This is a genomic window from Leifsonia sp. C5G2 (assembly GCF_013359685.1).
Lineage (GTDB): Bacteria > Actinomycetota > Actinomycetes > Actinomycetales > Microbacteriaceae > Leifsonia.
Window position 1 is genome coordinate 1 of the sequence record NZ_JABFMV010000028.1, and the last position, 13,972, is coordinate 13,972.

The 13,972-nt window shown below is 64.4% G+C and carries 13 protein-coding genes; 2 read left to right on the forward strand and 11 right to left on the reverse strand.

Going from position 1 to position 13,972, the window contains the following annotated elements:
• The 10 genes from HNO83_RS19885 to HNO83_RS19930 form a co-directional block, all read right to left on the reverse strand.
• Window positions 1–1,345 (reverse strand): type IV secretory system conjugative DNA transfer family protein (locus tag HNO83_RS19885; protein WP_175339271.1); only part of this gene is annotated, 1,345 nt, incomplete at its 3' end.
• Window positions 1,342–2,790, reverse strand: coding sequence for a putative type IV secretion/conjugal transfer ATPase (locus tag HNO83_RS19890; RefSeq protein WP_175339272.1), 1,449 nt, complete (start codon window positions 2,788–2,790; stop codon window positions 1,342–1,344). The genes HNO83_RS19890 and HNO83_RS19885, both read right to left, overlap by 4 nt.
• A 1-nt stretch (window position 2,791) precedes the next feature.
• Window positions 2,792–4,324: an SCO6880 family protein gene (locus tag HNO83_RS19895; protein ID WP_175339273.1), complete on the reverse strand. Its 1,533-nt coding sequence runs from the start codon at window positions 4,322–4,324 to the stop codon at window positions 2,792–2,794.
• A gap of 3 nt (window positions 4,325–4,327) precedes the next feature.
• Window positions 4,328–5,371, reverse strand: a complete 1,044-nt coding sequence (locus HNO83_RS19900; protein WP_175339274.1) for a hypothetical protein — start codon at window positions 5,369–5,371, stop codon at window positions 4,328–4,330.
• Window positions 5,372–5,376: 5 nt separating this feature from the next.
• Window positions 5,377–5,700: a hypothetical protein gene (locus HNO83_RS19905; protein WP_175339275.1), complete on the reverse strand. Its 324-nt coding sequence runs from the start codon at window positions 5,698–5,700 to the stop codon at window positions 5,377–5,379.
• A complete protein-coding gene (locus HNO83_RS19910; protein ID WP_175339276.1) occupies window positions 5,697–5,852 on the reverse strand; it encodes a hypothetical protein in 156 nt (51 codons plus the stop codon). The genes HNO83_RS19905 and HNO83_RS19910 overlap by 4 nt, the downstream gene beginning before the upstream one ends.
• A gap of 5 nt (window positions 5,853–5,857) precedes the next feature.
• Window positions 5,858–6,517, reverse strand: a complete 660-nt coding sequence (locus tag HNO83_RS19915) for a hypothetical protein (protein WP_175339277.1) — start codon at window positions 6,515–6,517, stop codon at window positions 5,858–5,860.
• Between the two features lie 88 nt (window positions 6,518–6,605).
• On the reverse strand, window positions 6,606–7,709 hold the full coding sequence (locus HNO83_RS19920; protein WP_175339278.1) for a hypothetical protein: 1,104 nt from the start codon (window positions 7,707–7,709) through the stop codon (window positions 6,606–6,608).
• Window positions 7,706–8,227: a hypothetical protein gene (locus tag HNO83_RS19925; RefSeq protein WP_249776890.1), complete on the reverse strand. Its 522-nt coding sequence runs from the start codon at window positions 8,225–8,227 to the stop codon at window positions 7,706–7,708. Before HNO83_RS19925 ends, HNO83_RS19920 begins: the two co-directional genes overlap by 4 nt.
• A gap of 705 nt (window positions 8,228–8,932) precedes the next feature.
• Window positions 8,933–9,130 (reverse strand): helix-turn-helix transcriptional regulator, encoded by a 198-nt coding sequence (locus tag HNO83_RS19930; protein ID WP_175339280.1) that lies wholly within the window; start codon window positions 9,128–9,130, stop codon window positions 8,933–8,935.
• A gap of 218 nt (window positions 9,131–9,348) precedes the next feature.
• Between HNO83_RS19930 and HNO83_RS19935 the strand changes: the two genes are divergently transcribed.
• The gene (locus HNO83_RS19935; RefSeq protein ID WP_175339281.1) at window positions 9,349–9,822 is read left to right on the forward strand and encodes a hypothetical protein; all 474 of its coding nucleotides are present in this window, start codon (window positions 9,349–9,351) and stop codon (window positions 9,820–9,822) included.
• A 20-nt stretch (window positions 9,823–9,842) separates the two neighbouring features.
• Window positions 9,843–10,958, forward strand: coding sequence for a site-specific integrase (locus HNO83_RS19940; RefSeq protein WP_175339282.1), 1,116 nt, complete (start codon window positions 9,843–9,845; stop codon window positions 10,956–10,958).
• Here HNO83_RS19940 and HNO83_RS19945 read toward each other — a convergent pair.
• The gene (locus tag HNO83_RS19945) at window positions 10,933–13,617 is read right to left on the reverse strand and encodes an NB-ARC domain-containing protein (RefSeq protein WP_175339283.1); all 2,685 of its coding nucleotides are present in this window, start codon (window positions 13,615–13,617) and stop codon (window positions 10,933–10,935) included. The two genes, HNO83_RS19940 and HNO83_RS19945, sit on opposite strands and share 26 nt — an antisense overlap.
• Between the last annotated feature and the right edge of the window lie 355 nt (window positions 13,618–13,972).

Genomic DNA, 13,972 nt, shown 5'->3' on the forward strand with positions numbered 1-13,972 from the left:
CGATGCCGCCGCCGTCGGCCATGATCCGCGGCAGTGCGGGCCAGGAGAACATGTTCGCGATCTCGTCCAGGATCAGCGCGAGCGGGAGTTCCAGCCGCGACCCGGGCGAGGCGAGGGCTTTCCGTCGTGCTGTTTCGACGACATCGTCGAGGATCGCGCCGAGGAACCCACCGACGGAACCGGCTCCGGCGCCGGTGCCGACGAGGTAGAGGCTGTTGGATCCGGCGAGGAAGGCGTCGAGGTCGAACTGCTCCCCCGGCCCGGGCGTCATCGCCTTCCGGATCGACGGGATCGACAAAGGGCGGAGGGCGCCGAAGACGCCGAACCAAGAGTTCGCCAGGAGCTTCTCATCGCCGTTGATGATCGCGTCCAAGTCCTCGGACCAGCCAGGCGACCCCTGGTTGGCGAGCACGCCAACCGCCTCGAGGGCGAGACGCGGGTTGGAGCCCCATCGCGCCAACGCATCGGTGCCACGTTCGGATACCGCTGCAGCGTGGAGCAGTCGGGAGAGCACAGAGGAGGACACTTGAGCCCACTCCTGGTTGGTCTTCGACGCACCAAGGGCAGTGCCGGCGATAATCGCCTGCCCACGCTGATCCGCGACCAGGGGATCCTCGCAGCCAGCCACTGGGGAGATCCGCAGCGCGGAACGAATACCGGTGAGTTCCTGCGGGTCGAACACCGTCACGTCCCCGACGCGGGCGCGTTCGCGCATCGTGGCGGAGAGGTTGTCGTTGCGGGTGGAGGTGGTGATGAGCGGCCCGTCCCAGTCGAGGATGGCGTTGATGATGAACCGGTAGCCCTTGCCCGACCGGGGCGCGCCTTCAACCACGATCGAGTCCTCGATCGACACGTAGACGTCCTGACCGTGGGCGCGCCCGACCTTCCAGCCGGCCGCAGACGGAGCGGGGTTGACCAGCGACGGGCGGAGGGTCTTGGCGCGGTGAAGAGCGGTGCGTGCGGAGGTGTGCTTGCGGATTTCGCCGGGCTTGGCGAGTCCTTCGCGGCCGCGGAGGTCGTTGATGAAGTGCCGGTCCGACTGCCGGTAGCGAAGCCACCAGACCAACCCAACGGCGATCGCGGTCAGAAGGAGGAAGACGGCTAGCAGATCGAGGACGCGGATGAGGGTGACCGGCGCCACGCATCCCTTCACCAAGGTGAAGCCGGACGGGTTTCCGCCCATTGCCAGTTGTAGGCCGGCGAAGACGCTGTCTGGCTGCCCGCCTGCGCCGCAGGTTGCGGTGATGGTCGCGGTGGCGACGCCGGTGCTGAGGGCGCCGGCGAGGACGATGGCGAAGAGGCTGTAGAGGGCGACGTACGTCCCGGAGGAGCCGTGTGTTCTCATACTCGTTCGCCGCCCATGGCGTCGGTGCGGAAGATGCCAAGTTCGTAGTCGGTGCAGATGTTGCGCACTTTCGCGACCCGGTCCTGGCCGATCTGCCAGAGCCCTTCGCCCTTGTGGAGCTTGCGGACCAGGTCGGCTTGGGTGTCATTCCAGCCCAGGATTTCCCGCGACCTCGCGATCTCCCCGGAGTGCTGGGCGTAGGAGATTCGGGTTTCGCAGTCGGCGAGCAGGCCGAGGGCCCTCGAGTGGAGGGCGCTGTTGCGGTCGCCGAGCGCGTCCAGGTCCGCAACCCGGTGCAGCAGGTACCAGTTGGAGGTGCCGAGGTGGCGTGCGACTTTCTCGTCCTCGACGCGGTCGGCGAGGCCGTCTCCGCCGGAGACGTCGTTGAGCAGCTCGACGGCGGCCTCCTCGTGGATGATCACCCGCGCTTGCCGGTTTGCGCCGAGAGAGGAGCGGCGTATCCAGTTCGCGGTCGCCAGCCGGGCGAGCGCCTGAGCCTCCGGCGACGCGCCTTTCAGGGCGGAGGTGTCGACGACCATCATCGGGGCGTCGGCGTCGAAGCGGACGGTGGAGGGTCCGTCGAAGAACCCGGTGAGGTCACCGGAGACCATCCGGCGCAGGGAGTGCGCGAGTCGGTGGCCGGCCTCGACCACCTCCAGCGGCTGGCTCTGCTCGGGATCGACGAGACGGTCGTACACGTGGGTGATGGTGACCGTGGACTGGCCGCGTAGGGCGTCGAGTGCGACGTCGAGGGCGGTGTGCTCGACCGGTTCCAGGTTCCCGCCTTCGCGGAGGCGGCGGATGATCGTCTTCACCGTCGCCCGCCGGTATTGGAGGACGTTTTGGTTCCAGTCGGCATCCGAGAACGACGCATCTCGCGGTCCCTCATCCAGCAGGTTGATCCGGGCGGCCTTGCCGGGACCGACGCTGATGGACCGGCCGCCGACGTAGGCGGCGACGCGCGCCCACTCCCCGTTCGGGTCGTGGGGGACGGCGATCTTGCGGCCCAACCTTGCGAGCCGGGAGGACCAGGACTTGGCCAGCATTGACTTGCCGGTGCCCTTGACCCCGAGGATGGCGACGGAATGCGAACGAACAGCCTCAGCCGAGTACGCGTCCCAGGGGTCGAAGCAGAACGGAGCCCGGGAGAGCAGGTTCTCTCCGATGTACGCGCCGGTGAGGATGTCGCCGGTCTCGGCCAGGAACGGGTACGCGCCACCGAGGACCTTGGAGCTGCACCGGTGCGCGGGTGGCGTGGCGCGCAGTGGGCCGCGCAGGTTGTGCGGCTGCTTCCACCCCCACGGCGGCATCTTCGACGCCGGGAGTTCCGCAGTCTGCAGCTTCCAGGACGAGCCCTTGTCCTCCGTGGTGGTCTGGCGGCGTCGTCCGTTGGCGCCGAGCTTCTCATTGGCCGGGATACGGCCCATGACGGCTGACTGCTTCATGTCATTCCCCTTCCAGCGGGACCGGGAGCGCCGCGGTGACGAACCCGGCGGCCTGTTGCCCTGACATTGACGCGAGCACGAGCCGGGCCGGATGCGACGCTTGTTCGATGTCGGTGCGCGCCTTGGCGAGAGCGTCCTTGGACTCGGCGGAGATCGTCACGAACCCGCGGTACTGGACATCCCCGAACCCGTCGACAAGGTCATGCTCCCGCACCGCGAGGTCCTCCTCTTCGCGCAGGTGGGTGAGCGGGATCCGGGAGGACAGTTTCATCCGGATGGTGGCGGCGGTCTCCATGTCCGACTGGGCGCGGTTCAGCTGGGCCAGCGCCTTGTGCGTCGCCACCGGCCGCACCTGCAACGTGATCACCCGGGTCGCGTCGCCGGCATAGAGGAGGGGCTCGAGGAATCCGGTGCGCACGTCGGTGCGCGGCCACTCGGCGACCCAGAAGGTCTGGTGCCAGGACTCGTCCACGCGGATCGCGTCCCAGCCCTCGTCGATCCCCATCACCGGCGACGGCGCAGATACGATCCCGGAGTCCTGCTCACGTCGCGTCGCGGCGGCCACGGGGTCGGCCGACAGGGCGTTCAGCTCGTCGAGCTCGTCCGAGGTGAGCCATCCCGCTGGCGTGAGCCGGGCGTGCTCCATCGACGTCTCGATGCCGGCGACCCGCTCCTTGAGCACGGCGGCAAGGCCGGTGAGTCCTTTCCCCGCGTCCCGGATTGCGCCGTTGAGGGCGGCGGTGTCGAAGGTGAGGGTGATGTAGTTCGTGAACCCCATCGACCGTTTCGACGCCGCCTGTGTGAGCGCCCAATACTGCTCGCGCAGTTCAGCGGTGACCTGCGGATCGTGCTCGTTCTCCCGCACCACCAGATAGTCGCGCAGCTCGTTCGAGGAGGCCCGGTCGACGCGGATCCGGATAGTGGTCTCCCGGACGCCGGGGAGGTTCTCCAGGGAGCTGAGCCATTCCACGAACCCGTCGTACGCGGCTTCTTGAGTGCCCTTGTCGCGCAGCGCCCATGCCTTCGATCCGACCTTGACGGTGACGGACGCGAGCCGGCCGCGGGCGTTGTAGATGAAGCCGCCGGCACCGGGGATCTGGATGATCTGCGCGTCCCCGAGCGCGCCGGGGAGGAGGAACTTCGAGGTCACGACCGGGGTGACCGCGGCGACGTGCGCGTGCCCGACGTCAAGGGAGGCGACGCTCACCCGGAGCCAGACATCGCGGCGGAAGATCGTCTGCCCAGTCAGACTGCGACGCACGTAACGCGCCGCTTGGGCGACGATCACGATGACCGGTTCGCGACGGTAGGTGGCGAGGGCGAAGAACACCACGACGGCGACGATCGGGATCATCACCCAGATCGCGTTGATGTCGATGAGGAGCGTGGAAAGCAGGACCGCGACGGCGGCGCCGATGACGACCAGTTGCAGGAAGGTCAGGCCGAGGAAGATCCCGCGGCGTTCTCGGGCGGCGAAGCGGACCCGGGGTGCGCCTTCCTCGGTGATGATTTGGTCGGCGGTGAGGGTGGTCATGAGTTATCTCCCAACCTTGACGATTCGTGCCGCGGTGCGGACGGGTGCGGCGGCGGTGCTTGCGCGCGAGAACTGGTCGCGGACGGAGAACCGGTGGTGGAGGGCGGTGCCGACTTCGGCACCGGCGAACGAGACGATCTTGGTCGCCCACAGCGGGCTGAACGAGGCGGCGATCACCGCCCCGGCGGCGAAGAGGATGACCCCGATACTGAGGCTGGCTTTGGTCAGCTCGACCGCCAGGAGGACGACGCCGGCGGCCAGGGGCTTGGCGATGAGGAGGCCGACGGAGAGGTTCAGCCAGCGTTGCGCCCAGGCCGTGAGCTTGGGCTGGCCGATCATCATCAGCCCGACCGGGGCAATCGCGGCCAGTGCCAGGAGCCCGAATTCGCGGATCGACATGGCGATGAAGAGGAACAGCGATGCGATCATCATCAGGCCGACGATGAGTAATGCCATCACGTATTCGCCGACGGAGCCTGGTCCCTGTGCTCCTTGGGTGGCCATGCCCCAGATGACGCCGTCCTGGGAGAACCGCATCGTCTTCATGACGGCACCGTGGATCTGTTTCGGGGCATCGAAGAGGCCGACGACGCGGAGCAGGCTTTGGCTCAGGTCGCCGCCTTGAACGGCAGTGGTGAGCGCGTGCGTGATGTCGTCGGTGATGCCGGAGGCCTTCTGCATCCCCCATACGCAGATGGCGCTGAACGGAATCGCAAGGGCGGCGCCGGCGGCGGTGCGGCCGATGCGCGACCAGTCCTGCAGGATCATCGCGATGCCGATCTGCACCAGTGCGACGATCAGGATGACCGGGGCGGTGACCGCAATCCAGAATAGGAACTGCGAGTGGGCGATGTTCCAGCTGCCCTGATCGATGTTCGTGTTGAAGGATCCGGCGATCATCGTGGCTATGAAGTCGCCGAGGTTCTTGATCGTGGAGCCCATGAACTGGGCGACGGTTTGGGATGCCTGGCAGCCGAAGTCGGCGACGAAGCAGCCATAGTTCGGGGTGAACGGATCCGGCGGTGCGGATGCGACAGTGGCGATCATGACGGTCACGCCACGTGGAGCGACTGGCCCCAGTTGATCAGCCCGGCGATGCTGCCCGCGACAGCGACCCCGGCGAGGCAGCTGAGAACGCCGATGATGCCAGCCTTCTGCACGCGTCCGTTGCTGGAGACGTGGCCGACGACGATGAACCCGGCGGCGATCAGGCCGCCGATCACGCCGAGGATGAGGACAATGGCGAACACGACGTTCGCGATCGCCTGCAAGGCTCCGACGCCAGGCCCGGAGAAGTCCGGGCTGGGGTTCGGGACGGCCGCCACGGTGATGATGCGTGCGTGGACGGTGACGAGGGCTTCGTTGAGTGCGTTCATGATTCTTGGTTCCTTTCCGTGGGATCGGTCGACGGTTCGGGTTCTTGCGCCTCGCGCATCCGCCGAGCGGCGAGGTAGCCGGAGGCGGCGATGCCGAGCAGAGCGATACAGATCAGGCCCAGCAGGCCAAGCAGGCTGATCAGCAGGTCCATGACATTCACTCCCCGTCCGCGTTGGCCGCGCTGGTCGCGGAGGCTGGAAGGGGGACGGAGAGGATGTTCGCCTTGCCTTCCGACGGGATGTTCACGGTGAGTTCGAGTTGGTCGACTCCGGCGGGGACGTAGTAGGCGGCGGCGAACGATCGGCTCTTCTCGTTCGGGATCGTCCAGGTCGACTGGCCGTGGAAGAGCCCGCTGGGCAGCCAGGGCAGGCCTGCTGCCTTGGCTGCGGCGGGGCCGTCGGCGGTGTCGAGGACGGCCGGTTCCGGGCGGCCGTCGAACTGTGTGCCCTTCAGGATGGTGCCGGTGACGTCCTGGAAGTCCTGGTTGCCCTGAGAGGGGATCCACTTGCCGGTCATGGTGACCTTCAGCAACAGCACCGGGGTTCCGACCGGGAACAGCTCAGAAGGCGAGTTCGGGAGCGTGCACCGGCAGCCGTGCTTGGCCTTAAAGGTGGTGCCCGGGTAGACGTCGACCCAGACGCTGCTGACGATGCCCGATGCCGCCGGCATCGCGTCCTGCGCGGGCGTCGACGTCGGCGTCGGCTTGGCCGGCGCCACCGTCGTGAACGACGGATTCCGTGAGGGCGTCGTACCGACGCAGCCGACGAGGGCCAGGCATGGGAGGAGCGCAACGAGTGCGATCAGCTTCTTGTTCATCTCAGTTCACCTCGGTTTCGTATGCGCCCTTCACTTAGAACTTCCGGTTCGCAGCGATTTGTGGCGCGCAACTTGGAGACTCGTGTGGTCAGGGCACCTGAATGTGCTGGTGGTTGCAGGTATCGGGAAAGTCGCTGGTGAAGTTCGTAAGCACACCGAGCGTCACGTGAGCCCGAGACCGGCAGTCGCTTTGACCGACCGATGACCCGTGCGGCGCGTACGGGTCCAGGACGTGGATCAGCTGGACGGAAAGCGTGTCCGCGCCGGTAAGGGACTGCCGGTTGATCGCGTAGAAATCGACAGCCTTGCCCTTCCAATGCGCCGACGCGGTTCCCGCCCCTGGGGTCATGCCCGTGCAGCGCCGGTTGAGGTCGCTGACCCCGACCTGCTGAAAGGCCTGGACGGCCACGACGATCAGCTGCAAGACGTGCGGGTCGATCGTGCAGTCCGGCGTGGCGGTGCCGTTGGCCATGTTGAAGATCTGCTGCTGGTAGCGGGGCTCGAGGAAGTTGAGCTTCTTCACCTGGATCGCACCGACCAGAACTGCGGCGGCCGCGCGAGCGTCCGCCGGCACCTGACACGCACCGGCGCTCGCTCCCGTCAGGGCGGCGAGAACCTGCTCGGCGGGCGTCCAGAACGGGGCGTAATGGTTCGGGTCGGCGTTGATCTGGACCGCGTGCGCGACCAAGGTCGGGGCGAGGGTCTGCCAGTCCGGGACGTGCAGCATGCGTGAGTAGAACGCGGCGGCCGCGGTCGCCGGGTTCATCCGGTCCGCAGGGCTGCCGTAACCGGCGCCCTGCTGGAAGACACCAATCGTGGTGTTGTCCACCGCGTCGCCATGGTCCAGGTTGCGGAGGCCGGACTCACCGATCGCGACCATCAGGGCAAGTGTCTGCCCGTGCGGGGGCACGCTCATCTGTTGGCCGACAGTGATGATCGTCGCGGCGATCTTCAACTGATCCGGCCCGTAGCCGTCCACGTTCTGGCCTGCCTCGACGGACGGGACGGATCCACCGCACACTCCACCACCGCCACCGAAACCGTTGGCTCCCATCGCGAGAACCAAGCTGACCGGCACGGCGACAAGCGTGACAGGGACGACCAGAATGATCAACGCCGCGACGATCAGCAGGTTCCGCGTCGTCTTTGGATGCGTCACGGCATGAGCGGCCGCGGCGCCCGCACTGATCATGCCGCCACCTCCAGCTCGAGGACGTCCCGGGCGATCATCAGCAGTCGTTTCGCCGTCGCGATCCGTGCGCGCGCCGAGCCGGGATGGATGTGGAGAGTGGCGGCGATGGTGTCTGCGTCGTCGCCGATCATTCCGGCGACTTCCCGGAATCCGCCGGTCTCGGGCACGCACGACACGATCACCGAACCGGTCATCGGCAGCCCGGCGTCCGCGGCTGCAAGTGCGGCGAGCACGGTTCGTGCGGTCTGGCACACCCGCTCACGAATCGTGCGGACCCCGCGCTTGGACAGCTGGTGGGCTTCTGCCACGCGCTCGGCGTCACCGGCTGCCAGGCTCAGGTCGCTCATCACATGCCAGTCGGATGGGCCGACGTAGTCGGCGACCAGCACCATCCACCGGTGGGCGTCAAAGCGGCGGATCATCGCCTCGAGCGGGTCGATGTCCGATTCGGACTCCACGTCCACGTCGACGGTGACGTCGTCCGTCGGCCGATACTTCCGCTCGATCTCCCGGAGCACGACGTGACGGGTGATCCCGAACACGAAGGCGTGCGGTGACCCACGCTCCGGATCGTACGTGGAGGATCGGTGCCAGACCGTTTCCCGGGCGATCTGGAGAACGGCGTCGACCTCATTCGGCCAGCCGCGCAGTTGAAAGCGGACGTACGGTCGCAACGTGTCGACTTCACGGAGCAACTCCGTGAGAAGAGCATCCGTCCGCGCGCGGACGTGGGTTCCTCCAGCCACGAGATCACAACCTTCCTTGCATGGAAGTGGCTACTGCGAAGGACCGGGTTCGAGCCGGGACGGCTCGTCAGAACAGGGCTATGTCAGCGCGAATGGGCGCGCAGGAGCCCTCCTTGGAATAAGAAGGTTGGATGTTCCGAGCTGCGCCGGAGATATAGGCTTCGGGGCGGCGCTCCCGGATTCGATGGTGGAGTGGCGACTTCGACTCTGAAGTTCGGGAGTCTCAGCCACGATGCGTCACCGCCGCCCTGGCTCGCTTAGCGAGGCCAGCGTCACGGTGAAGAGGGTAAGAATCAGCCGCTCCATTTGGTGCCGCACGCTACCCCCCAACAGGGGTCGCGAGCGGATGGCGCGCCGGGGTGAACGAGGTGTTCTACTGACAGCTCTCGCACTGCAGATCATCCATCGGATCGACCGGGACGAGATACCCGTCGACGAAGTCCTCGATAATCCCTGGCAGAGCCGACACGGGGTCGACTACGCGGGTACTCCGGTCTGCGTCAGGGCGCTCGCCTCCAGCCATGCCAACACCTCCGTTCGCTTGTAGAGGATGGTGCGCGGCGTCGGCTTGTAGAACTTCGGACCACCGCCATGCCAGCGCAGGTAGCCCAGAGCCTTGAGGCTCATGCCCGTGAGTTCGGCCACGTCCTCAGGCTGGATGTACTCTCCCGTCATTTCAATTCCTCCGTTCGACAACCTAGGAGTCCTTGCTCTGTTGACACGACAGTAGCGCGAATCCAGTGGTTTGACAACAGAAGACACGCTATTCTGTCGAAATGGCAGACTTTCGATCTGAATCAAGCGTCGGAGCCCGAATCAAGCTCGCACGGCGGGAACGCGGTTATCGCACGACCCGGGAGCTTGCTGACGCGATTCCTGCCGACAATGTCACGATGGCGGTCCTGGAGAACATCGAATCCGGCAGGAAGGCTGACCTCAGCATCAGCCAGCTCCTGAACATCGCTAGCGGTCTTGGCGTGCCGGTCAGTATGTTGCTCGCACCGATGGCCAGGCCTGAAGCTGAACTCGACCTGCCGAACCTCAGCGGACACTTCGACGGGATGACGGCAGCCGAGTTCGATTGCTGGCTTTCTGCTACACCCCTGAGCTCGTATCGCCCGCGCCTCGCAGCCGAGCGTGGCGATATCGACGTGCTCAACTCGCTTCGAGAGCTGGGAACGCTGAGGCGCGAGCTAGAGCGCCTCGGGGTAGTCCTTGGCGTGCAATCCGCGTCCGGTGATCCGGATTTCGCCGGGAGCAACGATGAGGTTCGGGAGCGTATCGGGAGACTCACTCAGGAGGTCGGGCGCGTCGTTGAACTGCTCGCCAGTGCGGGCATCTCGGGAGGATCCGCCAGCGCGTCTTAGCGGGCATGGGAGGTGGCCTGATGGGCAGCATTGAGCCGTATGAGAGCGCTAAGGGGAAGCGTTACGTTGTTCGCTATCGCACTCCGGAGCGGAGGCAGGCGGCGAAGCGAGGCTTCAAAACGAAGCGCGACGCCGAGCTCTATCTTGCCTCGGTCGAGACGAGCAAAGCTCGAGGCGAATACATCGACGCCAGTGCGGCGAGGGCGACGATCGACGCCCTCGGCGTCGAATGGCTCGCAAATCAGACACATCTGAAACCGTCGTCACTCCGCCCGCTCGAGATCGCGTGGCGCCTCCAAGTTCGACCCCGCTGGGGCAACGTGGCAGTCGGCGACATCCGGCATTCGGAAGTCCAGACGTGGATCACCTCGATGACCGCTGGTCGCTCCGCAACCACTGTCCTACGCGCATACGGCGTGCTCGCCGGCATTCTCGACGTCGCAGTACGCGACCGACGGATTCCGAACAACGTCGCCCGCGGCGCCCGTCTCCCCCGCAAGGTTGCGCGCGCTCACCGGTACCTGAGCCACCAGCAAGTGCACGATTTGGCCCAGGCCAGCGGCAAGCACGAGGCGCTTGTGCTTGTGCTTGCTTACACAGGTCTTCGCTGGGGCGAGGTCACAGCATTGCGTGTTCGAGACGTCGATCTCAAGCGACGTCGGATCGTTGTCTCAGAGAACGCCGTCGAGGTTGGCAGCGAGACCATCGTCGGTACACCCAAGACACACAAGCGACGTTCGGTGGCATTTCCGTCATTTCTCCTGGAAGCCCTCGCCACCTCGATCGACGGGAAGCAACCGAACGAGCTTCTATTCGCAGGCCGCTTCGGCGAACACCTCAAACGAGCAACCCGAGGCGAGCGAACGTGGTTCAAGGCCGCGCTGGTCCGCGCGGAGATCGAACCAATGACTGTCCACGATCTTCGGCACACTGCCGCTAGCCTGGCAGTGAGCGCCGGCGCCAATGTGAAAGCCGTCCAGCGAATGCTGGGGCACGCTTCTGCAGCGATGACCCTTGACGTCTATGCGGACCTCTTTGACGATGACCTTGACGCCGTAGCAGACGCGCTAGACGCTGCCGTATTGCGATCGGTCGCAGCTCGCTCACGAACTACGCCATCGGTACAACCCGTATAGCCCGTGAGCGGCCGTCTTCTTGTAGCTCGAGCTCAAACTCAACGGATTGTCCGACGAACAGGTCACCCCCGTATACCCCGTTCGCGAGAGTAGTGAAGTGGAAGAAGAGTCCTTGCGGATACTTCGCATGCGAAACGAAACCGTAGCCCGACATGAGGCTTTTGATCGATCCTCGCAAGACAAGCGGAATGTCGCCATTGCTGCCTCCAAGCCGCCCAACTTCAAATCGAGAAGCGTCAGCTCTCGTCATGGCAGCGGCCGCCTCTGCCACGGGGTGCCCGGCCGGGAGCTGCTGGTTTAGGCGCACGATCGCCGTATGAAAATGGGGCCATTCTCTCGTGCTTCGAAACAGGGTTATCCAGTCGGCGACGAAACGAACTTCTTTTGCAAGGCGATCGGCGTCCAGCGAGGCCTTATCCGTTGCCCGTTCATAGCCCTTCAGCGCCTGTCGTAATGAATCGAGGACGGCCGCTACGAGGCGGGTATCTTGACTTCCGCCAAGAATTGTTTGTCGTCCAATCGCAACTCCCGACAGAGCCTTCTCAAATGCATCGCTTGGATTGTGCCCTTCGAGTGAGTGCTCAGCCCACCGCCGCCAACTATCCACAATCGCTGTGGTGGTGATCCGTTTCATCTTCGGGCTCGGGGCGTCTAAGGCTAGTTCAAGGTATTCCTGGCCTTCCACGAAGCGCTGGGACCAGACGAGAATGTTTCCGAGCAGCAACGCCGTGTCCGCGTTCGCCAGAGCAGCTTGTGCTTCCTCCGCGTGACGAAGAGCTGCAGAGAGATCATGCTGCTTCCTGGCAAGGAATCCCGCAAAGAAGTAAGAAACCACAGCTTTCTCGGTACGGTCCTCCGCCAGGACGAGCGCATTTCGATATCCCAGGTCGGCGCTGTACGAGTCTCCCTTATTCGCAGCAATGAATGCTGCCACGCGATCGACTTCGAAAAAGCCCGGGTTCAGCGACCTAGCCCGCTGCAGCTGAGACTCCGCCTTTTCATAGTCGGAGTTTCGCGCAAAACGAAGTGCTAGGCGAAGTAGATGTGCCGTGGGGTGATCGTGCGCCGATCGGGGATGAATCGTGTTCGCATCCAGGTGTCGAGCCTGGCCTTCTAGCTCTTGCCGTTCCCTGTCGCTGAGATATGCAGCTTCGCGGTCGGCCACTCCGCGAAGCATCGGGGACGCATAGTCCACCCTCGGGAGGTACGCGCGGGCGGTAGCGCTGATCTGGAGCTTTTCGACTGCACCCTCGGCCGTGGGAGGCTGCCGGACTACCAATGAGCCTCTCGACAGTGCCTGCGAACTGGCTCGCAACTCGTCAATTGGCAACTCCGCCAACACAGCCAACTCGTCGAATGAAATCGGACGATCCAAGGACCTCAGGATTGCGAGGAGCAGCTTCGCGCTCGGCTCGAGCGCTTCGTAGACGTTGTCAACGCAGAAGCGAAGCAGTTCGCCTTGGTTCCGCAGCGTATCTTGCGGTGTGCCTCCGGCTTCCACGCTGAGCACAAACCAACGGATTGCCAGTGGCGAGTAACGCAAGTCGAGGAGCGTCGCGTCGAGGCTCTGCTGAGGCAACGACGCCAGATCCGAAACACGCCGCCTGGAGGCGAATTTTCGAAAGAGCAGTCCGGCAGATTTTGGGTCTAACCCTCCGAGCGGGTACCGACGTTCGACCTGTCCGAGCCCAACTCGGCTCGTGAAAAGAAACGATGTGTCGGCGGGGAGGGCGTCGTAAAGCTCCAGCACCTCGGTCCCCTGTGCCGTTTCGAGGTTGTCGATCACAACCAAGGCCGAGAACCCATCGAGATACTCGGCAAGCTCGTCTACGGAACCCGAGAACGATGAGTCGAACACCTGGCCCATCTCGCGGGTCGCACCGGTCATGTCCAGAATGGCGCCAGACAGCGCGCGCACTCCGTCGGCAGTAAGTATTTCGTTCTTTAACGAGATCCAGAGAACACAATCGAACGGGCTATTGGGGTCGTCGACCATCGAATAGGCGATCTGGAGCGCCAGCGCCGTCTTCCCAATGCCACCTTCACCCGTGATGGTGAGGATCCGGTCGCGCCGGCGCTCAAGCAGCTTCTTCAACGACTCTGACTCTGATCCCCTCCCGACCAAGCCGGTCTCGTCAAAGTCGGCCATTGGGAGGTTGTGGAGAACCCGTTCATACGGCACCGCCTTTGGAGCGAAGGGCGGGTCCCAGAGGGGATCTGTAAGGAGGTGCTCGCGGGTTTGCTTCGAGAGCGTGAAATAGCGCGTAGTGAAACGCGAGATCAGCCCAGCCACCGACTCCAGGTCATCCATCTGAAGCGGTCGTCCATGCATCACGCGATTACGGACCGCAACCAGGTCCGTGAGACTCCCGAGGTTCGTTGTTAGCTCATTGCCGAGATCGCGGGGGAGATCATTCTTGTAGCGGAGCAAGATGTCATAGACCTGGCGCAGGTAGAGGAAATCTGCGACCTCGTCTGGGCCGGCCGTGTCATCGGCCGCAGCTCGAGCTACGACATCGTCATACTCACTACCCAATAATTCGGCAGGCTCTATGTGGTCTTGCAGATAGTCGCGGAAGCAACGGCGCAGGTCACTCTCGAACGAATCAAGCAATACGTACGCCTGAGCCTTGGTTTGAAGCTGAAGTTCCAATTCCACCCCGTTAGCGTTGCGCCAGATACTGTCGGACGGCTTCGCGCGATACGCAACGTCTTGGCGAGCCTAACGGGCCTCGGGCGAACGACGCTGACCCCAAAACGGGAAGAAGGCGCACTCAAGCGTCGCCAACCACGCTGGCTTTCTAAACGTCGCGAGACGAACATGCGCACATTGAAGCGGATTCGGGCCCAGACAGATGTGCGCAAAATGTGCGCAAAAGGGTGGTTGTGCTTACCAGCCGTTGCTGGGTCTCCCGCTAAATCACTGGGAACCAACCAGTTCATCCACCGCGGAGGGCGTGGTGTCTGGGTTCACGACATAGGTCTCAGTTGATAGGTCCCTGGTGAGTCGGGAC